General features: G+C 45.4%; 11 protein-coding genes and 1 pseudogene. 8 read left to right on the forward strand and 4 right to left on the reverse strand.

Features of this window, described 5'->3' with window-relative positions; genetic code table 11:
- The first annotated feature begins 44 nt into the window (after positions 1–44).
- The 5 genes from LAY57_RS07475 to LAY57_RS35745 all read left to right on the forward strand — a co-directional run bounded on the left by LAY57_RS07475 (position 45) and on the right by LAY57_RS35745 (position 6,163).
- Complete coding sequence (locus tag LAY57_RS07475) at positions 45–1,832, forward strand: N-acetylmuramoyl-L-alanine amidase family protein (protein WP_249065778.1); 1,788 nt, start codon at positions 45–47, stop codon at positions 1,830–1,832.
- 230 nt (positions 1,833–2,062) lie between these two features.
- Positions 2,063–2,608 (forward strand): NUDIX hydrolase, encoded by a 546-nt coding sequence (locus LAY57_RS07480; protein ID WP_249065779.1) that lies wholly within the window; start codon positions 2,063–2,065, stop codon positions 2,606–2,608.
- 6 nt (positions 2,609–2,614) lie between these two features.
- The gene (locus LAY57_RS07485; RefSeq protein ID WP_249065780.1) at positions 2,615–4,627 is read left to right on the forward strand and encodes a PAS domain S-box protein; all 2,013 of its coding nucleotides are present in this window, start codon (positions 2,615–2,617) and stop codon (positions 4,625–4,627) included.
- 4 nt (positions 4,628–4,631) lie between these two features.
- The gene (locus LAY57_RS07490) at positions 4,632–5,771 is read left to right on the forward strand and encodes a hybrid sensor histidine kinase/response regulator (RefSeq protein ID WP_249065781.1); all 1,140 of its coding nucleotides are present in this window, start codon (positions 4,632–4,634) and stop codon (positions 5,769–5,771) included.
- Between the two features lie 266 nt (positions 5,772–6,037).
- Complete coding sequence (locus LAY57_RS35745) at positions 6,038–6,163, forward strand: hypothetical protein (RefSeq protein ID WP_275993712.1); 126 nt, start codon at positions 6,038–6,040, stop codon at positions 6,161–6,163.
- A gap of 36 nt (positions 6,164–6,199) precedes the next feature.
- Here the strand turns inward: LAY57_RS35745 and LAY57_RS07495 are convergent, their stop codons facing one another.
- Positions 6,200–14,110, reverse strand: a complete 7,911-nt coding sequence (locus tag LAY57_RS07495; RefSeq protein WP_249065782.1) for an FG-GAP-like repeat-containing protein — start codon at positions 14,108–14,110, stop codon at positions 6,200–6,202.
- Between the two features lie 230 nt (positions 14,111–14,340).
- Here LAY57_RS07495 and LAY57_RS07500 point away from each other — a divergent pair, with 230 nt between their 5' ends.
- Positions 14,341–16,719 carry an NACHT domain-containing protein gene (locus LAY57_RS07500; protein WP_249065783.1) on the forward strand — a complete coding sequence of 793 codons (2,379 nt, stop codon included), beginning with the start codon at positions 14,341–14,343 and terminating at the stop codon, positions 16,717–16,719.
- Between the two features lie 394 nt (positions 16,720–17,113).
- Here the strand turns inward: LAY57_RS07500 and argZ are convergent, their stop codons facing one another.
- Entirely contained in the window at positions 17,114–19,228 is a 2,115-nt protein-coding gene (gene argZ / locus LAY57_RS07505) for a bifunctional arginine dihydrolase/ornithine cyclodeaminase (protein WP_249065784.1), read from the reverse strand.
- Positions 19,229–19,381: 153 nt separating this feature from the next.
- Positions 19,382–19,570 (reverse strand): annotated as a pseudogene (locus LAY57_RS07510) (zinc ribbon domain-containing protein); the annotation flags it as partial.
- A 109-nt stretch (positions 19,571–19,679) separates the two neighbouring features.
- On the opposite strand from LAY57_RS07510, the gene LAY57_RS07515 reads away from it, so the two are divergent.
- Both LAY57_RS07515 and mgtA read left to right on the forward strand, forming a co-directional pair.
- Positions 19,680–20,537, forward strand: a complete 858-nt coding sequence (locus LAY57_RS07515) for an adenylate/guanylate cyclase domain-containing protein (RefSeq protein ID WP_249065785.1) — start codon at positions 19,680–19,682, stop codon at positions 20,535–20,537.
- Positions 20,538–20,612: 75 nt separating this feature from the next.
- Positions 20,613–23,132, forward strand: coding sequence for a magnesium-translocating P-type ATPase (gene mgtA, locus LAY57_RS07520; RefSeq protein ID WP_249065786.1), 2,520 nt, complete (start codon positions 20,613–20,615; stop codon positions 23,130–23,132).
- Positions 23,133–23,162: 30 nt separating this feature from the next.
- Here mgtA and LAY57_RS36145 read toward each other — a convergent pair whose 3' ends face one another.
- Positions 23,163–23,618, reverse strand: coding sequence for a c-type heme family protein (locus LAY57_RS36145; RefSeq protein WP_338022370.1), 456 nt, complete (start codon positions 23,616–23,618; stop codon positions 23,163–23,165).
- Between the last annotated feature and the right edge of the window lie 43 nt (positions 23,619–23,661).

The raw sequence follows: 23,661 nt of genomic DNA on the forward strand, positions 1-23,661 counted from the left end.
CCGGGTTTCTAAGGGCCTAAAAACAACTGACAACTTACAAAAGAATGAGAAAAATATTAGTATTAGTTACATTGGCAACTTTAATCGGATATTCAGCTTTGGCAAAACAATCTCTTTATGTGGCCTTTCCACCGGCCAACTACCAAACAACTTCTAACCAGATATTTTTTCTGGGAAGCGCACCAGCAGGTGGAAATGTGTTGGTGAATGGCAAAGCAATTGAGAGGAGTCCGGCGGGGCATTTTGCGCCTAGTTTTCCGCTGCGAGTGGGAGACAATCTCTTTACGTTACGGTATGGAAATCAGCAACGCGATCTCAAAGTGACGCGCTTGTCAACACGACCAAATCTGCCGGTGGGGTTGGCGTTTGGGAAAGATTCGCTCAAACCGGGGGTGGATATTGCTAAATTGCCGGGTGAAATGATTTGTTTTAGCGCGATCGCACCGCCCAACGCCACCGTCTCTGTTAAACTGGGAAATCAAACCATTCCCCTGATACCGCAGTCGCCAGTTGCAGATGTACCCTCAAATTCTGCGGCGTTAACAGGACAATACACAACCAATTCCCAGTCTTTTACGGGTCAATATCAAGGTTGCGCTACAGCTAACTCGCCAGGAAAGTTAGGGCGTCCCGAATTTCAGCTGACAATGAATGGTAAAACCACAACTCAGATGGCGCAAGGAAATGTGGAAATTTTATCGCCGACGCAGCTAGAGATTGCAGAAGTGATTGTCGATAGCGCGATCGCACGCACTGGCCCAAGTAGCGATTATTCTCGTCTGACACCTTTGCCCAAAGGGACGCAAGCAACGGTAATGGGACGCGAGGGAAAGTGGTTGCGACTGGATTACGGCGGTTGGATTGAGGATAAGGAAATTCGCATTACCCAAGCTGCTGTGCCGCCCCGTTCTATTATTCGCACTCTCCGCGTCCGTCAGGTTCCCGGTGCGACAGAAATCGTGTTTCCCTTACAAGTACCTGTGCCCGTAAGCGTGCAGCAAAGCTCTAGCACTCTCACTCTCACTCTCTACAACACTACCGCCCAAACGGATATCATTCGCCTTGATGACGATCCCATTATTTCTCGTCTAGACTGGCAACAGGTAGCACCCGGTCAAGTGCAATATACCTTTAACCTCAAATCCCAACAGCAATGGGGTTATCAAATGAAATACGATCGGACAAATCTGGTACTGTCTCTGCGACACTCGCCCACAAGAACCCCCTCTGTTTCCCCCCCGTCAACGGGGGGGACTAAAGAGAGAGAAGAAAAGTCTTTATCGGGGATTAAAATACTTCTCGATCCGGGACATGGCGGCAAAGAATCTGGCGCGGCTGGGCCAAACGGTTATCTGGAAAAAGATGTCAATCTTGTTATATCAAAGCTGCTGCGAGACAGACTGGTGGCGCTTGGCGCAAATGTGTCTATGACGCGGGAGGACGATCGCGAATTGTCCCTGCAAGACCGCGTGCAGGCGATCGATCGACTCCAACCTGCGATCTCTATCTCCATCCACCACAACTCCTTACCCGACGATGGAGACGCCCAGAATACCAAAGGATTTGCCGCCTTTTGGTATCATCCCCAAGCCCATAGTTTTGCCATCTTCATACATAATTATGTAGTGCAAAAATTGGGGCGTCCTTCCTACGGCGTATTTTGGGATAACCTGGCGCTAACCCGCCCATCCAGCACCCCGTCAGTATTGCTAGAACTGGGTTTTATGAGCAATCCGGTTGAATTTGAATCCGTGATGAATCCCGATGATAGACAGAAAATGGCAGATGCGATCGCAGATGGAATCGCAGAATGGTTCCGTATTAGTCAGTAGTCATTAGTCATTGGTATATACACAATGACGACCATTAAAAAATCATATAATTTCCTTACGAATTGGTTAACTAAAAAAATCCTGTTCTTATTCTTATCTGTGTTTATCTGTGTTTATCTGTCTTCATCTGTGGTAAAATTTAACCAACGATAACAACAGAAAATTTAACGACATCACTCATGTACTAAAGATGTAACCAAACACGAGATCAATCCAAAATCGAATTATCTATGAGCAAAAAATGGCAAATCCTCAAATCCAACCTCGTCTTTGACAACGAATGGGTAAAAATCAGACAAGATGAAATAGAATTGCCCAACGGCAAAATCATTGACGATTTTTTTGTCATTGTCAGACCGGATATAGCCTTAGTATTTCCTGTCACCCAAAACCAAGAACTTGTTTTTGTTCGTCAATATAGACACGCCATTGGTGAAATTTTGTTAGAACTTCCCGCTGGGGGGTTTGACCCCGCCATAGAGAGCGGCGAAGCAGCAGCACGTCGGGAACTAAAAGAAGAGACGGGTTATGTTGCAGACCAAATGATTAAACTCGCAACCATATACGATAATCCTATCAAAGATACCAATAAAATTCACCTGTTTATCGCCGAAAATGTTCATTTATCTGGCAAGCAGCAGCTGGATATCACAGAAGACATTGAAGTAGAATTAATTCCAGTTGCCAAAGTGATGGAAAAAATAGTAGCCGGAGAAATAAATGTCTCTGGAACCATTGCCGCAATTTTATTTGGGTTAAATTTTTTACGCAAATAAAGTCCTATGGAAAACTTAGCAAAAGATGGTGATGATCGAACATCAGAATTACAACATAACATACCAATTACTGAGCCTTTGCAATCCTCTTGGAACTTGCCAGAACCAGAGCGAAAACAGGCAGAAGCAGCACTGCAACAGGCGAAAGAACAATTAGAAATTAGAGTAGAGCATAGAACAGCCGAATTAAAGGTTGCTAATGCGTTGCTTCGAGAAGAAATTATCGATCGACGGCGGGTAGAAGCGCAGTTGCGGGAAAGCGAAGAAAGATTCCGCAGCATTTTCAATCAGGCGGCGGTCGGTATAGCACAGTTATTGTTATCCGGTCAGTATTTCGTAGTCAACCAAAAGTTTGCAGATATTGTAGGATATACAGAAGAGGAACTGCAACAAAAGACTTTCCAAGAAATTACCCACCCCGATGATATTTCAGAGAACCTAGTAAATTACCGGCAAATATGGGCTGGTGAAATAGAGACTTACTCAATGGAAAAGCGCTACATCCGTAAAAATGGTTTTCCTGTCTGGGTCAATCTGACGGTATCGCTTTTGCGTTGTGGAAATGCGGGTGAGCCGAAGTATTTTATTAATATTGTGGAAGATATCAGCGGACGCAAACGAGCCCAGCAAGAGTTGCGAGAAAATGAGGCGCGACTGCAAAAAATTATTGCCAACTTGTTTGAGAGCGAAGCTCGACTGCATACTATTGTTGCAAATCTGTTCGATGGTTTGTTAATTGTCGATCGCTTTAGCAAAGTCCGTTTTGCCAATCCAGCCGCTGGAAAGCTTTTCAACTGCCAGCCAGAAGACCTCATCGGTCAAGAATTTGGCTTGCCGATCGCAGTAAGTAACACAGTGGAATTGGGCATTATTAGATCTAGAGGGGAAATTTCTATTGGGGAAATGTCTGTAGTACCAGTCCAATGGGAGGGAGAATCAGTTTATGTTGTTTCTTTGCGAGATATTACTGAGCGCAAACGAGCTGAGGAAGCGCTGCGCGAAAGTGAAGAGCGATTTCGCCAGCTGGCAGAAAATGTGCAAGATGTCTTCTGGCTGCTGTCCCCAGAGGGCAAAGAGATCCTATACGTGAGTCCAGCTTACGAGCAAATCTGGGGACGCCCTTGCGAGCAACTGTATGCTGACCGGCAATCCTGGATAGATTCGATCGAGCCAGAAGATCGGGAAACCGTATTAGCCAAAATGTCCGCACTGGGGACAGAAAAGTCCACGAGTGTGGAATATCGGATCGTGCAGCCCGATGGTTCAATTCGCTGGATTTGGGACCGATCTTTTCCAATTAAAGATGAATTTGGCAAAGTTTACCGCACGGCGGGGATTGCGGAGGATATCACCGATCGCAAGTTAGCCGAAGCGCAAATAAAAGCCTCGCTGCAAGAGAAAGAAATACTTCTCAAAGAAGTTCACCATCGCGTCAAAAACAATATGCAGGTTATTTCCAGCCTACTCGAATTGCAATCCCAATCTCTCAATGACGCCCTGGCGATCGATCTATTTCGAGAAAGCCAAAACCGCATCTCTTCAATGGCGCTCATTCACGAGCAATTATATCAATCCGAGCATTTAGACCGGATTGATTTGGTCGAATACATTCAAAGCTTGGTCGCTAATTTATTACAGTCTTTCGGCTGCACCAATAATACTATTCACCTCAATCTTAACGTCGCCCCGATTTATTTGAATATAGAAACAGCCATACCCTGTGGTTTAATTATTAATGAAGTGCTTTCCAATTCACTGAAATATGCTTTTCCCCAAGGCAGTAAAGGTGAAGTTAGCATTCAATTTATTCAACTGGCCTCTAAGGAATTTAACTTAAGCATCAGTGATAATGGCATCGGATTACCACCTAATTTTAACTTAGAAACCACCGAAACACTAGGTTTGCGATTAGTCCGTATATTGACACGCCAGCTAAAGGGAGTTCTCGAAATTGATAGCCATCAAGGGACGACCTTTAAAATTACCTTTGCTGAATTAAATTACCGCCGGAGGTTTTAATGTAATGACGAATAAAAAGATCTTAATTGTAGAAGATGAAATTATCGTAGCCGAAGACGTGGCAGTCAGATTGAGAAAGTTGGGATATATAGTAACAGATATTGTCACAACCGGCGAAGAAGCAATTGAACGAGCAGAACAGAGCCAACCAGATTTAATACTGATGGATATTGTTTTGGAAGGAGATATAGACGGTATAATAGCTGCCGAAGAAATTCGTAATCGTTTTAATATCCCAATTGTGTTCTTGACAGCTTATGCCGATGAAAAAACCTTGCAGAGAGCCAAGCTTACAGACCCATTCGCCTATATTATTAAACCTTTCCACCAAAAAGATTTACAAGCAAATATTGAAATTGCCATTCACCGACACGAATTAGAAAATAAAATGCAGCAAGCTCTAGAAAATTCCGAACAACTACTGCAAATTGCACAAGAACAAGCGGGTCGCCAAAACAGATATGTGGCAATGGCAGCCCACGAATTACGCAACCCATTGACTGCGATCTTAACCTCTACAAAATTGCTCGAATTTAGCCGCAGTCGGTGGGATGACGAAAGCAAACTAAAATGTCTCCGTTTGATTCAATCAGCTACCCAGAATATGAACCAATTGATTGAGGATATGCTGATGATCGGTCGAGCGGAAGCCGAGCAACTACAGTTTAATCCGGCTCCGCTTAATTTATCCGAATTTTGCCAATTTCTCGTGGAAAAAATGCAATTAAACACTGAAAGTAAACACCAGTTAAGTTTTGTTTCATCAGGTGTTATCGTTGCAACACTGGATCAACGACTACTACAGCACATTCTCTCCAATTTGCTCTCCAATGCCATCAAATATTCCCCCAACGGAGGTACAATTACCTTGGAATTAGAGATTGAAAAGAGCAAAAAAGAATTTACCAGTCAAGAGTCCTCAGCAGTGATTTTCCGCATTCAAGATCGGGGTATCGGCATTCCCGAAGAAGATCTAGGGAAACTATTTGAACCGTTTCATAGATGTAACAATGTAGGTGGAATTGCCGGGAATGGTTTAGGACTGACAATTGTCAAAAAAGCAGTTGATTTACACGGTGGTGCGATCGCTGTAGAGAGCGAAGTTGGAGTTGGCACCACCTTTATCGTCACCTTGCCTTGCTAGAGTGCCAGTCCAGTATAATATAGCTAGGGACTAGGGGCTAGGGGCTAGGGGCTAGGGAAGAGGGAAGAGGGAAGAGGGAAGAGGTTACTCCGTAAGGGATTATGGACTAAAGGTAACAGTTGGAGTTGGCTTAATCGCCCTGGCGGTTGCTATAAATTGACAAAAAAACAATCCGATGTGTGAGTAGGGGCGAAGCATTCGGGGAGTAAGCGATATGCCTACGGCACGCTACGCGATCGCTTTTCTTCAACAATTTTTATGCCCGAATGCAACGCCTGCGCCTTGGTCTGTATAAGCGAAGTGAAAGTGGGAGAGCGATCGCATCTCACCAATCCGTGCTAATTTTTGACGTACTCAGCACTTCTGATGTACCTTATGGAAATGGGGAATGAAGAATTAGTTTTCTTTTTATTCCCCATTTCGCCCGATTAAAAGAAAAGAGGAACGGACAAATCATTCGATTTGCGTTTCTCTAGAAAACCGAATTTTAGGTAATGGTCAAACCCATTTTGGAATTTGCCTTGAGAAATTGCGGCAGCAACATCTTGGTTTTCTTTAAGATAGGAAAAGTTACTGAAAATCGTGCTTGGATCGCGACTTTCAAACCTGCCAAAATTAACGAAATGTTCCCAGGAATCGCGGAATTCGCCTCGATTCACCGCTTCAGCAACATCCTGGTTCCAGGCTAAATAGAAAGTGGGATCGAAAGTTTCTGAAATAGCATTAAACCGGGTAAAAGGATCGCGATTTTCAGCCATACCAAATCGCATCAGGTGTTCGATTCCACTTTTTAAATTGCCTTGGCTAACTGCTTGTGCGACATCCTGATTTGCGGATATATAAAACTCATCTAATGGCATAAATTCAGGCGCAGGCGATCGCCCTTCAGCCATGCCATACTTGATAAAGTGTTCAAAACCGCTGTGGAATGCGCCTTTAGCAACAGCCGCCGCCACATCGCTATTTTTGTTTAGATAGTCAGTGGCAAATATGGCACTGGGATTGCGACCTTCAGCGTAACCAAATTGACTGAAATGTGCTAAAGCATCGGCAAAAAGTTTATTAGCAATAGCATCTGCTACATCCGGGTTTTGTTGGAGATAAAAGTCGCTATCGAACAGGTGAGTAGAGTCGAACTTAGGTAAATGATTGATAATTGGAACAGCGGGAACGCCTGGAATACGGGCTGTTTGAATTTGGGTATTTAAAGCTGCACCAGTATTTTCAGCAATTAGCTCGTTGATTGATTTTGTGCCAGATGCCGCTGCTTTGAAGTCTAAAGTTATTTCACCTAGCGCTACTTTTTGCACGCGAGCAATTTGTTGTTGAATTGAGTCAGGCGCGGTAGTGGCGACAATCTTATCGATGCGTTGATTTACCTGTGCCATGACGTTAGCAGATGAGGCGATAAATTCGCTATTTACCACAGGATTAAACGTGGAAGACAACTGTTTTGCCTTATTGACAGACGCCTCAATAATTACCGCCAACTGTTCGGGATTAGTGAAATCTAAGATTACACCAGATTGAATTTGATTGACGATCGCACTCATAATCCCCTGCACGGTATCATTTTTAGCAGCGGCAACCCCTTGCGGTTGTCCGAAAGCCCCATCAATTATAGCTTTAGTCTCCGTGATGAAGTTTTGCACCTTCACCATTGCTGCCAAAACTTCCACGCCACCGGGTTCCTTATTATTGGTAGCAGCGATCGGATCTAAACTGGTAAGATTTACATCAGATGGCAGAGACAGGGCCGCTTTCACTTGGGACTCTGCTTCATCGGGGTTGATACCGCGATCGAGCAATTCTGTCACCATACTGGTTAATAAAGTTACCACACTGGCATAGGGTGGTGCAGTAAGAGGCGTTTCCAAAGGCAATCCGGTAGCGGTATCAGTACCGCCATTAGCGACAAAATTACCTTCTTCTGGGTCGAATTGACCATTATTATTGGTATCGAAATTTGGAGAAATGTCTAGCTGATAAGCACCCGAACTATCAGTTTTTGTGGATGGTTCGTCGCGATCGATTACACCATTTTTGTTGGCATCAAAGAAGATGGTAGAACCAGCAATGTAACCATCTATAACCCATCCGCTACCGCTTTTATTTATCCCAAAACTTTGGCTTGCACTGGCACCCCAAGGGTCTGTAGCAGTTAACCTCACGTAGGAGTATTGCCAATTGCTAGGAGGAGTAGAAGCCTGAGTGAAGGTGATGCTATTGTTGTTGGAGTCAAAGGAGAATCCCAACCAACTGGGTAAAGGTTCACCGTTGCTATTAGTTGCAGTGTAATTCAGAATATCGCCATCGGGATCGGTGTATACGCCAGAGTAAGTTACTGCTCCATTTGTAGGACTAAGGCGACGCGAATTTAAGTGAATTATCTCTTGCGGTGGACGGTTGAAAGGTTCGTTATCCGCAATGGTAACTGTGCCACTGTTAGCGTTACCTATTGTGTAACCACTATTAGCAGCTAAGGTAAGAATTGCTGTTTCATTACCTTCTCCCAAACTATCATCGATAACGTTAATAGGTAAGTTGATGCTAGTTTGACCTACTGGAATGACGATATTGCCGGGAAGATTGTTGTAATCAGTGCCTTTGGTAGCAGTTCCTCCAGTGGTGTAGTTAACTGTCAGTGAGTTAGCGGTGTTACCTGTACGAGTAATAGTGAATTGTCCGGGATTAGGTGTTTGTCCGTTAACTACTTCCGCAGCATTGGCATCTGTAGCAGTGATAGTGACGACGCTGGGTGGATCTGAAGTAATTAAAGTGTAGTTACCTGTCGCACCGCCAGAGAAACTGGTAACTCGCACCAGATAATTGATACCTGGTTGCACAGTGAGAGAAAGTTGGGAGTTGCGACCTTCGCCAGCGTCATCGTCAAAGGTAATCACTTCACCCGTATTTGCATTGATTACTTGCAGGTAAGTATCAAATGAAGAAGCATTAAGGTTGATTTGAATCGTCTGTCCTGGAGTCACCCCAACCAAACGATAATCATCTTTATAGCTGCCAGAACGGTTGGTGTTATTGGGGTCAGCGGTACTCAATGTCGCATTTAGGGTTTGACTTCCACTGATTGTAGGGATATTAATTGCGGGTTCATTGTCAGCAATAGTAACAGTGGCACTCTTGGCATTACCGAGATTGTAAGTACTATTGCCAATTAAGGTAAGAGAAACTACTTCATCACCTTCTGCTTGGTTATCGTCGATAACATTAATAGGCAAGTTAGCGCTGCTAGCACCTGCTGGGATGATAATGCTGCTGGCGATATTGTTGTAATCTTGACTATTGGTGGCAGTTCCCCCAGTAGTGTAGTTAACTGTCAGCGAGTTAGCGGTGCTACCAGTACGAGAAATGGTAAATTGTCCTGGGTTAGGTGTTTGTCCGCTAATTACTTCCGCAGCATTGGCATCTGCGGCAGTGATAGTAACGGTGGGTGGTGGCACAATAGCAGTAATTAAACTGTAATTACCTGTCGCACCGCCAGCATAACTCGTTACTCGCACTAGGTAATTGATACCCGACTCCACTGCGAAATTGAGTTGGGAGTTGAGAGTTCCGTTGGAGTCATCGTTAGAGGCAATTACCTGACCAGTGTCTGCATTCACCAATTGTAAGTAAGCATCGAATGGGGCGTTAAGATTGAGTTGCACCTGTTGTCCCGGCGTTACTCCCGTCAGGCGATAATCATCTCGGAATTTGCCAGAACGAGTGGGATTATTCGGGTCGGTAGAACTCAAGATGCTGTTGATAGTTTGGGGAACGGTAATGATGTCGGCAATGAAGACGGTAGCTTTGTTATTGGTATCAACGGTGTAGGCATTATCTGGGGTAATCGTAACTGTCGCCGTTTCGCTGCCTTCTACCAAATTGTCATTGATGACATTAATCGGCAGAGTAAATGTAGATTGATTTGCACCGAAAGTGATGCTACCAGGGAGATTGTTGTAATCAGTGCTATTAGTAGCAGTACCGGAAGTGGTGTATTTAACTGTTAGTGGCGTGGATAAATTGCCAGTACGAGTTAAACTGAATTGTCCGGGATTGGCGGTTTGTCCGTTAGCTGCTTCAGCTGCCTCGGCATCTGTGGTAGTAATGCTAACTGTGGATGGGGTTGGGTTGGCAACAGTAAAACTTCCTTCTGTGGCAAAAGGTGAACCCGCCCAAGCAGTATCAATTGCTTGTACATTCCAGTAATAAGTTTGTCCCGGAGTTAAATTGTTCAGCTGCCAACTGGTTTTCATGTTGGTATTGCCCAGTTGGGGTACTTGCCGATAACCCGTGTTCAGAGACATCGGGGCAAAAACATCGTTACCGCCAGGAGTAGTGCCGACTCGCAGGTTATAGGCTAAACCAGTGGTGGGAGTTTGAGCATCCGTCGCTGGATTCCAGTTTAAGGTGACTGCTGTTTCAGAAATTGTGGATGATAGCCCTGTGGGTGTAGTGGGTGGAGTATTGGCAGTCGAAGTGTTGTTGCGGTACACTTTGGCGATACCGCTGCCTGAACTACTGTAGCCCGTCAGTAGGATATCCAATTTACGATCATTGTCATAATCTCCCCAGGCTGCGGAACTGTGGTAAACATCAGTCAACCCGGCATTAATATCGGTAAAGCCACTGCCCGTGTTGCGGTACACTTTGGCGATACTGCTTGAACCACCGTAGCCCGTGAGTAGGATATCCAATTTGCCATCATTGTCGTAATCTCCCCACGCTGCGGAACTGAACCCAACACCAGGTAGTCCGGCATTGATGTCGGTAAAGCCACTGCCCGTATTGCGGTACACTTTGGCGATACTTGAGCTGTATGAACCAATCCAGCCCGTGAGTAGGATATCCAATTTGCCATCATTGTCGTAATCTCCCCAGACAGCGGAACTGCCCCAAACACCAGGTAGTCCGGCATTGATGTCGGTAAAGCCACTGCCCGTATTGCGGTACACTTTGGCGATGACGCCTGAACTACTGTCGCCTGTGAGTAGGATATCTAATCTGCCATCATTGTCGTAATCTCCCCAGGCGACGGAACCCCAGCCAACACCAGTCAATCCAGCATTGATATCGCTAAAGCCACTGCCCGTGTTGCGGTACACTTTGGTGATGTGGCCTGAATCAGTGCGGCCCGTGAGTAGGATATCCAATTTGCCATCATTGTCGTAATCTCCCCAGGCAGCGGAACTGTGGTAAACACCAGTCAACCCGGCATTGATGTCGGTAAAGCCACTGCCCGTGTTACGGTACACTTTGGCGATGCCGACTGAACCAGCGGCGTAGCCCGTGAGTAGGATATCTAATCTGCCATCATTGTCGTAATCTCCCCAGGCAACGGAACTGCGGTAAGCATCAGGCAACCCGGCATTGATATCGCTAAAGCCACTGCCCGTGTTGCGGTACACTTTGGTGATGTAGCCTGAACCTGATCTGTCTCCCGTGAGTAGAATATCCAATTTTCCATCATTGTCGTAATCTCCCCAGGCAACGGAACTGGAATAAACACCAGGCAACCCGGCATTGATGTCGGTAAAGGGTGTGTTTGCATCATCATTACTAATCGTCAAAATCGCTGTATTTTGAGTACCAATTGTCGCCCCACCTGTAACACTGCCAGAAATTAACTCCAAATTCACCGTTTCATCCGGTTCAACCGTAGTATCGCCATTGATGGGAATAACTACCGTTTTGGCAGCAGTATCTCCATCGGCAAAATTAACAGTAATTGGAAAGATATTATTGTTGTAATCATTCGGGTTAGGACTACCTGGATTATTAGCAGTACCCGGATTATTCAGATTAACTCGCGCCTGCACGCTTACTGCACCACTGCTACCACCTGTACGATTAACGGTAACTGCTGTCGCATTTACAAAACCGCCGCTATTCCCTTCTGGTACGCTGAAATTAGCCGCACTGAATTGCAAAGTACCTGGTTGAGGCTGAGTATCGTCATTATTAACAGTAGTTGTCGCACTTACATTGGAAATAGTCGGAGTCTGCCCAGGTGCTACCGGATTCGATAAATTAACAATGACTGTTTCCTCTGGTTCAAATGCCGTATCACCAACAATATTCATGGTGATGGTTTTTTGAGTTTCACCTGCGGCAAAGGTAATCGTGCCAGTTGTAGAAGTTGCGCCAGAAGTTCCGCTAATATTGTTGTAATCGCTGTTATTAGTAGCAGTACCACCAATGGCAAAATCTACTTTACTCGCTGCATCAATACTACCACTGCGAATAACCGTGAAAGTAATGGGAGTTATGCCGCTATTACCTTCGGGAATATTGGCAACACCAGCACTAACAGCGTAATCAATAGCATCATTCGCCGCAATAGTTAGCGTTGTTTGTTTGGTTGTACCCGCAGCAGCAGCAGTAATTGTGCCAAAATCGAGAACTAGCTTTTCATCATTTTCAGGAATATTGTCAGGCTTAATAGTAACAGCAACATTCTGAGTTAATGCAGCACCAGTAGCACCCGCTGCGAAAGTAACAGAAGTAGTTGCAAGAGTGTAATCATTGCCAGCGCCTTCTGTAGCACTGCTGCCATTGTTAATTACAATTGGCACAGTTACATCAGTACCGGGAGTAGCGCTGAGAGTAACCGGAATATTAACTACCGTATCGCTGCTGTCTTCTGTAGCGCTATAACTAGCAGCACCAAAATTAACTAAAGGTGTAGTATTGATCAGAACTGAGACGTTATTCGTCCAATAGTTCGGCGTAGCCAAATCCGGTGCGCCGTCCTTATTCAAGTCGCTTATCGCCACCGTCCACGGCCCTGTCCCTGCCCCCGTGCTAAAGTTCGTGGGAGGGTCAAAACTGCCCGTACCTGTTCCCAACAAAACGGAAACATTGTTTGAATTAAGGTTGGCTGTAGCTAGATCGAGCTTACCATCTGCGTTAAGGTCTCCCGCTGCGACAAAACGCGGCCCAGACCCCACGCTAAAGTTGGTAGCCCCACCAAAGCTGCCCGTACCTGTACCCAACAAGACAGAAACGTTGCTAGAGCCTTCATTTGCTACAGCTAAGTCAGCCTTGCCGTCTGCGTTCAAGTCACTTACAGCTAGCGCATAGGGTCGAGTCCCTACACTAAAGTTGGTAGCAGTGCCAAAGCTGCCCGTACCTGTCCCCAACAAAATAGAAACATTGTTCGAGTTAAAGTTGGCTGTAGCTAGGTCAAGCTTGCTGTCTGCGTTGAAGTCACCTACTCCAACGAACTGAGGTCGTAGCCCCACGCTAAAGTTGGTAGCCGTGCTAAAACTACCCGTACCATCCCCTAAGAGGATGGAAACGTTGTTAGAATCAATGTTCGCTGTGGCTAGGTCAAGTTTGCCGTCGCTGTTGAAATCACCCGCTTCCACAGACCAGGGACTTGTTCCCACGCTAAAGTTGGTAGCCGCTTTAAAGCTACCCGTACCATCCCCTAACAGGATGGAAACGTTGCTAGTACCCCAATTCGCTGCGGCTATATCGGGAAAGCTGTCATTGTTAAAGTTTCCTACGGCAACATCAAAGGGGTATTGTCCTGCGTTAAAGTTAGTGGCTTTGCCAAAGTTACCAGTGCTATCTCCTAATAAGATAGAGACAGCGCCAGAAGCACGGGTGGGAAGGGCTAGGTCAAGATGTCCATCTCCGTTGAAGTCGTGTGCTGTGACAGACTGGGGTTGTACTCCCGTGCCAAACTGGGTAGCAGGACTAAAAGTAAGCAGAACTGAGTTATAGCTCGCCATTGTTTCTGCTTCCAGGGCTATGTTTGCTTCAATTTCCCCGGTTTTTACTTCAAATTCCCAGTCTCCGCCTAATGCTGCACTTCCTGTTAAGTCATCGGAAGCGGCGATATCTGCATCGGTTATCTGACTGAGAGATTGCACAAAGGCAGTTCCTTTCTCTCCTGCTGCTACATTGCAACCATATAGGAGAATGTCTGCATCAGGTGTTAGGGCGTTTTTCCACTGTTCCAAAGAGGCGCGATATCGATCGAGGTTTTCCAAACTTAGTTGCGCCGTCCCCAACTGCAAGCTAGCTTCCCCGCCGTGAGTGATGATGTGGGCGCTACTTACTTCTGTGCGATCGGCTAAGATTTGGGTAATTTGTTCTACTCCATCTCGCGTGGGGTCGAGGAGTACAATTTCAGTATTCGGAACTATTCCGGCAATCAGGCTTTGATAATCTTTAACTGTTGGATCGATAAAGGCAATATTCTGATAGCCTACTCCCATCTGATTAAATGGCTGATGATTTCCCTGAATGTCAATTAAGTCTGAATTTTGATTAAATGCCAATGGGTTATTAGCAGAAAACATCCCGGTGCTTTCAGATAGTTGCATAAGTTTTTTGATTTCCTTAATTAGATTGTTGATTGTCGGAATTTCAAGTGTAGAGACTTTGTATGCAACGTCTCTACATTTTTTGCGGAGATGCTTATTTATTTCGTTAATCAAATAGTACTCAGTTCAATCTAGAAAAGTCAATTACGGTAAGGTATGAGTTTGGTATGAGTTCAGTATGACTTTAGCCATTAAGGTGTTAAAATCTGTACAAGTGTCATGGTTGAGCTATGGTAAAGCGGATGGGCCGATCGCTCAAAGCCTCAGAGGGAGGGATTGAACAAGCACTGACAGCGCTTACTGGTAAAGGCTGGAGACGGGAGGATTTAAAGGAACAAGTAGGGGTAAGTCGCTCGACAGTGATGAATTTTTTCAGCGGTAAACCGATTGATTCCTCAAATTTTGTAAACATTTGTCAAGTATTAGGATTAGATTGGCAAGAGATTGCGCGATCGCCAGAGCAGCCGCCGAACAACAGCGCCGATCCTGATAATATCGATCGGTTAGTGCAGAAAGTCCGCCTTTCTCGCCGCGATCAAATACAATATCAGTGCGGCACTTTGCGACTGTTGGATATTTCTAGGCCGATCGCACTAACTGATATATTCACTGAAGTTAATGTTTTAGAGCAAATAAATAGTCAACAATGGCAAGATATTTCTGAATTGGTAAAAGGTTTTAACCCAGAGTTAAATAATTTTGACCGACTTGGACTTGGTAGGGTACGTCAGGCACGAGTTTCTGGCTTAGATGCCGTATCGCGATATGGTAAATTAATGGTACTTGGTAAGCCAGGATCGGGTAAAACTACGTTTTTACAATATGTAGCAATTCAGTGTAATGAAGGAGAGTTTGAGCCAAATCGAGTACCGATATTTATTAAACTGAAAGAATTTAGTGAAGATGCTAGCGAAGAAGACAAATTTAATCTATTAAGTTATATCATTAAACAATTTAATAGTTGTGAAATTGAGCCAGAAATTACTAATAATTTACTGTTTGAAGGTAAAACGCTGATTTTGCTTGATGGCTTAGATGAAGTAGCAGAAGAGGATAGTGATAAAGTTGTTAGGGAAATTCGCAAGCTTGCTCAGGATTATCATAAAAATTACTTTGTGATTACTTGTAGGATTGCCGCATCTAATTATCAATTTCAGAAATTCACAGATGTTGAGGTAGCAGATTTTAACTCTGAGCAAGTTGAAAGTTTTGCCGAAAAATGGTTTGTAGCAGTTGCGAGGAATAACCACTCTGAAGGGAAAGCTTTAGCCCATCAGTTTATTGATAAACTTCTGCGTCCTGAAAATCAGTCAATCCGAGAACTGGCTGTCACGCCTATTTTGCTAAATCTGACTTGCTTAGTGTTTCAAGTAAAAGCTGATTTTCCTTTCAATCGAGCTAGATTGTACGAACAAGGATTGAACATTTTACTGAGAAGATGGGATGAGGCTAGAGGCATTTGCCGAGATGAGGTATATCATTCTTTGACATTGGCACGTAAAAAACAACTGCTTTCTCAGTTGGCAGCTATTACATTTGAACAAGGCGATTACTTCTTTGAACAATCCAAAATTCAGCGACTGATTGCTGATTATCTTCACACTTTACCAAATGCCAAAACTGACCCTAATGAAATGCAGTTAGATAGTGAAGCAGTGCTGAAATCAATTCAAGCGCAACATGGGTTATTAGTAGAACGAGCATGGGGAATTTACTCTTTCTCTCATCTGACATTTCAAGAGTATTTTACTGCTAAACAAATTGTTGATAGCTCGGAATCACAGGCTTGGGAAAAACTGAGTAGCCATATCAGTAAGAAACAGTGGCAAGAAATTTTTTTACTAACATCGGGGATGTTACCAAATGCAGATTATCTATTGCAGTTAATGAAACAAAGCATTGATCAAATGCTAGCTAAGGATGAGAAGTTGCAGCGGTTCCTGATGTGGGTAAATGAGAAATCTATTTCCGTTGATGTTCCTTACAAACCAATGGCAGTGAGAGCTTTTTACTTTGCCCTTGACTTTGCTCTTTACCGCTTACTTTACCGTACCCTTGACTCTGTTCTCGATCCTGACCTTTACCGTGCCTTTGAGCTGACGTTTAACTGTGCCCTCGATCCTGCCTTCGACCCTGCTCTTAACCCTGCTCTTGACTATAGTCTTGTACGTGTTCTCGATCCTATCCTGATTCATGCCAGTAAAAGTGAGCTTACCACTGGCCGTGGTCTTAACCTTAACCGTGCCCTCGATCGCGCCCTTAACCTTAGCTTTCAGCCTGAACTAAGGGGTGCGCTACAACAACTTAAAGAGCAACTACCCGATCCGGGCATCAAAGACGAAGAATTCTATAGATGGTGGAAAGCCGATGGTCTGGTTTGGACTGAGCAATTAAAAATCGTGATGATTAAGCATCGCAATATCAGCCATAATTGGCAATTCAGTTATCAGCATAAAGAATTACTTCGGCAGTATTATGATGCCAATAATTTGCTGGTGGATTGCCTCGATCGTGCTTATAATGTATGCCCTTCTCTGCGAAAAGAGATTGAAGAGACCTTGTTTTTACCCATTGCTGAAATTAAAAAAAGAGCTATAGCTAAGGGCTAGGGGAAGAAGGGGAATCAAGGGCTTCGCCGTGAGCGCTCTGCCGAACGATTTGGTGGAATTAAGAACTTCCTAACTGCCTTGGCGGTTGCTATATTTGCCGAAATATCTAAAGCAAGTGATTACAAGCGATTATTGTGTCCGGTTGCATCGTTAGTACATGAGTGAGATCGTCAAATTTTCTGTTGTCATCGTTGGTTAAATTTTTACCGCAGATGTAGGCGCTTCGCCTTCCCGTAGGGTAGACAGATGTACGCAGATAAACGCAGATAAGAATAATCACATGAATTTTTTAGGTAACCCCTATTTGTTTAGGACTTACGCTTTTCTCCTGATTCCCCCCAGATTTGGGGGGCAAGGGGGGCAAAACCTTGGTTTTTGCGTAAGTCCTACTTGTTTAAACGGTGTGACTAGCGCGATAAGGACTGGTCAATTTATCCAATTGTTGGATTAACAAACTGAGGAATAAACCGACATCGGTGACGACGCCGACGGATTCGATCGAACCCCGATCGCTCAATTTCGTCACTACAGCTGGGTTAATATCGACACAAACCATCTTGACTCCAGCAGGTGTCATATTGCCCACACCGATCGAATGCAGCATGGAAGACAGCATCAAAATCATGTCTGCACCTTCCAACAACCGGGCATACTCTTCCTGCGCCTTAATCAAATCCATCTGAGTATCAGGCAAAGGGCCATCATCTCTGATCGAACCGGCAAGGGCGAATGGTATGTTGTTGCGAACGCACTCGTACATCACCCCGTTGTCAATCATGCCTAGTTCAACAGCTTTGGCAATACTACCGCAGCGACGGATGGCGTTAATTACCTTCAGGTGGTGTCGGTGTCCGCCGCGCACGGCGACGCCGCGTTTCATATCCACACCCAAAGATGTACCCATCGTGGATTGTTCGATGTCGTGGACTGCGATCGCATTTCCGCCCAACAACGCCTGCACGTAACCTTCCCGAATCAGATGCGACAGATGTTCGCCACCGCCAGTATGAATTACTACCGGCCCTGCCGTTACCACTACTTTGCCGCCTCGATCGCGAATTTGCCGCAGTTCCCAGGCGATTTGTTCAACAACCAATTCCACCCGGCGTTCGCTGGAAACACCCGATCCCATAAAGCTGAATTCTTGGGTATTCCGTTGTTCGCGGGATTCCGTTTTGCGAATCGTGCGGATACCTTCCACACCGACAATGACGTCTTCCCCCACTTCCAGATCTCGCAGCAACTTGCAGCGAGCTACGGGGCTATCAGAGTTGTAAGTAATTGCGATCGCGCCATCCATGCGCTGATTTTGCACCTTCACCCACTGAGAATTCACCCGCACTTCCGTCGGATAAATAGTCGTAACATAAAAATCATCGGGAGCAACACCATTTTGAATTACAGGTGCAATGTTGACATCGCAAACATCTTGCGGCGGAGGTAAAGCACCCAGGTCGATCAACTGGGTCATAATCTCTTCCATGATCTCATGAGAAGGAGCCGACACCTTCACATCTGCCGAAGAGGTACTTTGTCGTTGTTCTCCCAAATTGAAATTGAGAACTTGGAAACTACCGCCGTTTTCCACAACCAAGTCTAGCGCACGACTGATCAGACCGGAGTCCAGCAAATGACCTTCCATCCGAATCGTGCGACTTTCTACCGATACATTGGCGTGGGCTTCCGTCCGCACAGGCTCCGTCACCCTCAGCGTCAGGCACTTAGCAGCCCCACCAGCTTTGAGAAATTCCGTTAGCGACGTTTCTATTACCTGAAAGCCAGCGCCAGTCAAGCGCTGTTTCAAGCTGTCACTCGTCTTGTTCATAATCACAACGCTATCTACGTTGACAGCGTTACAAGCGAAATTGACAGCATCCGCTTCCTCAATAGCAATCCGCTTTTCTGGCGATACCCGCATTTCAATCATGCGATTTGAGTAAGAATCAAATGCTGGTGGATAGTAGAGCAAATAGCCGCCAGCCAGAGGACAGAAGCAGGTATCCAGGTGATAGAACCGCTCATCTGTCAGCCGCAGGGAAAGTACCTCTATATCGAGCCATTTTGCCAGGTAAGGGTGGGAGTCGAGTTCCGATCGGAAGCCGTATCCCGCCCACAACCAGCGCCCTTCCCGGTCAAGCAGGGCGTCACCAGCACCTTCAAAGGGCAGGTCTTTGGGCAGTTCGTACACAGTGTAGCCCTGTGAGGAAAACCACTCTTTGAAGTAGGGTTCTTCCCCTTGGCGTTCTTTGTGGTAAAAGCGGCTGAGGACTACGTTTTGACCCAAAACTAGACCGGCGTTAGCGGTAAACACCATATCCGGCCAACCCTTTTGGGGTTTGACCAAATCCACGATGGTATGGTCTTTGAGGATGTGGTGAAGATTTTGCCACTGTTCGACGGCGCGATCGCGGGATGATTTGTGAATATTCCCTTCCATCCAGGGATTAATCACATAATCTACGTCGTAGTGGTCGGGGGCGCACATGAGGAAGCGAATCGGAGAACTCATAAACTCGTCACAAGTGAAATAGACGCAAAAACTGCTACATAAGACTGATATAAAACGGTATATCACGATATTTCACGGATATCTCATTTTAGTGCTTACTTTCTGCTGCTTTGGGCGCATCCGAGCGGTTAACCCTCAGCAGACTTACACGGTTTAGCCAACCGCGTTTTGTGGATAAATTTCTAAATTTCGACTCGCGTTGAAATCTCGATCGGCATTATATCCACAATTGGCGCATTCAAACACCCTAACATCTAAACACATGGACTGTTTATGCTGACAGTTTGAACAAAGTTGTGTCGATGGTTTCCACCGCTCGGCAATAATTAATTCAGAAGCATATTGTTTACTTTTGACTTTTTAATGAGTGAATGAGTGACTTTTCCCGTCCCCAACCTCCCAGCAAAGGTTTAACCTGGAAACAAGTCTTGTTGAAGGCAAAAAGGTTACCATGTCTGAGAACCTGGTCACGATGGTGTTCACTGACCTAGTTAGCTCTACTGCCATTAAACTCAATTTACCTGGCAGCGATATCACAGAATCCAACCGCATTTACAGAGACACGATTCTTTTGCCGCACAGAGGGCGCGTTGAAGACACGATCGCTGCTTATGGCGGACGTAAGGTGGAAACTATCGGCGACGCTTTTTTTCTGGTCTTCGCCAGCCCTGTGCAAGCCCTACAGTGGGCGATCGCTATTCAATTGAACCACATTAACGATCCGATTCCTACCCCATTAGGGCCGCTGCAAGTCACAATTGGAATGCACACCGGCAGTCCGCTTCCCGACGGGGGTAACTTTATCGGTCACGAAGTGGACTATACCGCCCGTGTCGCCGCACTTGCCAGCGCTGGGCAAATTCTGCTCTCGGAAGTGACGGAAGTCTTGGTGCGCCTCTCCCACAGCAGTGGTTTTGGGATCTATCGGCATAGCGATCGCAATTTGAAAGGCATTGGCTCTGTACCCATCTTTGAAGTTCTCTACAATAACAAACAGCCCCAGCCACTCAAGGACAACTTAAAGCCAGAGGAACTCAAAAATATTCAACAAGCAGTCTCAATCGTTCAAACCGCTTTAGCAACTCAGACGCAAACAGAAAACCTGACCTACTCTCTATCTCCTGACATCCGAAAACAGTTAGAAACATTGCTTGCGGTTATTATTGGGCCGATCGCTAAAATCCTCATCGAACAAACTTTAGAACAAGCATCCACTCCTGAAGATTTAGTAGAACGATTGAGCGTCCACGTCCCTGAACCATCGCGTAAGCAGTTTCAAGAAAAAGCCAAAACTTTATTAAAAAAATAGTTTTTCTTTTTCTGGCTCTTCCGTACTTAGTGTGCCAAAACATTAGTTTAAGTAGCCAAGCAGGATCTGAATCTTATGCCTCAAGTTCTCCCCTCATTTTGGCATCTGCCAGCCGAACAGGTGTTACAGCAGCTCAAGAGTGGCCTTCAGGGCTTGAGTCGCCAGGAGGCGCAGCAACGCCTCAGCGAGTACGGTGCAAATAGCCTGAAGCAGAAACGAAAGTCAAACGCACTCATACTCTTGCTGAACCAGTTTAAGAGTCCGATTATTTTGATTTTAATGGCAGCGGCGCTGCTCTCCAGTTTCCTGGGCGATGCCATTGACACCATAATTATTCTGACGATCGTACTAATTAGCGGGCTATTAGGATTTTGGCAAGAGCGGGGAGCCACCGATGCTGTCGCGAAGCTACTAGCTTTAGTACAAGTAAAAGCCACAGTTTTGAGAGATGGTCAATCTCAAGAAATCCCCAATGAGAACGTGGTTCCAGGTGATATTGTGTTGCTTGCTGCTGGCAATAGTATTCCCGGTGACTGCCTGATTTTAGAGTCTAAGGATTTGTCGGTGAATGAAGCAGCACTGACGGGAGAAACCTATCCCGCTGATAAAATGAGTGGCGTATTGCCTGCCGAAGTCGGACTCAGCGATCGCACCAACACCCTTTATATGGGAACAAATGTTATTAGTGGTACTGCAAAAGCGATCGTGGTACAGACGGGAAAGCAGACTGAATTTGGCAAGGTATCAGAAAGCCTGAAACTTAGACCCCCCGAAACCGAATTTGAAACGGGACTCAGCAAGTTTGGCTACTTTCTGATGGAAGTGACGTTGATTTTGGTGGTGCTGATTTTTGCCGCCAACGTTTATTTGCAACGCCCCGTGCTGGAATCCTTTCTCTTCTCCCTCGCCTTAGCTGTGGGATTGACCCCCCAACTATTACCCGCGATCGTTAGCGTTAATTTGGCTCGTGGTGCCAAACAAATGGCGAAAAAGCAGGTGATTGTGAAACGACTGCCTGCGATCGAAAACTTTGGCAGCATGAATGTATTTTGTACAGATAAAACGGGCACGCTGACGGAAGGGGAGGTGAAAATTCACGCGGCGGTTGATGTGGACGGGGAAGAAAGCGATCGCGTTATGCTCTACGCCTATTTGAATGCTGCCTCTGAATCAGGTTATGTAAATGCGATCGACGAAGCGATTCGTCAGCACAAGCAATTCGACATCTCTGGCTATCAGAAGCTGGATGAAGTGCCCTACGATTTCAACCGTAAACGCCTTAGCATACTATTTGCTAAAGAAAATACCCATCTGATTGTCACTAAAGGTGCGCTTAAGCAGATTCTCGATGTTAGCTCAACGATCGAAACCGATGAGGGAAAGACAATTGACATTGCAGACCAGCAGGACAAGATTCAGCAACGGGCTGAGAAATTAGGCAGTGAAGGGTTTCGGGTTTTGGGAGTAGCTTATCGAAACTGCGATCGCGATTCTTTCAGCAAAGACGATGAAACAAACATGACGTTTTTGGGCTATCTTGCCCTTTTCGATCCACCCAAAGCAGGCATTGCTGATACACTCAAGGATTTGAGAGAGCTAGGCGTTACTGCCAAAATGATCACGGGCGATAGTAGAGCGGTTGCCATCAGCATTATTCAGCAAGTGGGACTACCGGAACCAAAGGTTTTGACTGGTGCCGAACTGCAAAAGCTCAGTGATGAAGCGCTCATACATCAAGTTGGGAAAATAAATGTCTTTGCTGAAGTTGAGCCAAATCAAAAAGAGCGGATCGTCATTGCCCTTAAAAAAGCGGGGAATGTGGTTGGTTATCTCGGCGATGGTATTAACGATGCTTCAGCACTTCATGCTGCCGATGTGGGTATTTCCGTTGAGAGTGCTGTTGATGTGGCCAAGGAAGCCGCCGACATTGTGTTGATGGAAAAAAACCTAAATGTTTTGGTCGAAGGCGTGAAGGAGGGAAGAATTACCTTTGCTAATACGCTCAAATATGTGTTTATGGCAACAAGTGCAAATTTCGGCAATATGTTTAGCATGGCAGGCATTTCTCTGTTTCTACCCTTCTTGCCCCTGCTACCTAGTCAAATTTTGATCGTGAACCTACTGACCGATTTCCCAGAAATGACGATCGCGACCGATCGCGTCGATAAAGAACTGGTCAACAAACCCCGCCGCATGAACATCGGGTTTATCCGTAACTTTATGTTGGTATTTGGGTTACTTAGTTCAATCTTTGATTACCTCACCTTTGGAGCTTTGCTGTTGCTGCTGCACGCCAACGCAGCACAATTCAGAACTGGTTGGTTTATGGAATCGGTGATTTCTGCATCCATGATTGTGCTGGTAATTCGGACGCGGCAATCTATTCTCAAAAGTAAGCCAGGGAAGTATTTACTAATGGCAACGATCGCGATCGTCATGGTCACCCTCTTCCTTCCCTATACTCCACTTGCAGGTTTATTAGGGTTTCAACCCTTGTCGATTGAATTCCTGTTGGTGCTAGCAGCAATTGTCGGACTCTATATATTCTGTGCAGAAAACGTTAAACGACTTTTCTATCAGCACGTACAGTCTTGATAATATCTTGCATTTTTTTAACTTTTGACTTTAGCCACGACGTTGATTCAGCATATTCATAGCCACAGACAGGCTAATTTTCATGCGCTTAAACGCAGCGGCAAGCGTACCGATTTCGTCGTTAGAATTCTGTTCAAATTCAGCATCCATATTGCCCGTGCTTACCTCATTGGCAACTTTAACCATCCGGTTGATGGGGCGAAGAACCGCTACTCTGAGTAGAATATTGGTAATCAAAATTGCCAACGCAAAAGCTGCAGCTACTATTGCCATGAATAGCAAAAAAGAGCGATGGGCGCTATTGATTACTTCAGTGGCTGGCACGTAAATTACCTGAGCGCCAATAATTTCATTTAACTTCCAACCAAAGCCATTTTCGCTGCCGTAAGTCGCTATCTGACTTTTGGGCGCTGCCGCTGGAGTGCTGTGACAGCGCAAGCAACTTTGCTCTGAGCTAATATAGCCGCTAAATGGAAACGGAACTATCGCCGTAGTTCAGCCTCAGAAGCTTGGTTTATTTTGACCAATT

Source organism: Argonema antarcticum A004/B2 (assembly GCF_023333585.1).
Taxonomy (GTDB): Bacteria; Cyanobacteriota; Cyanobacteriia; order Cyanobacteriales; family Aerosakkonemataceae; genus Argonema; species Argonema antarcticum.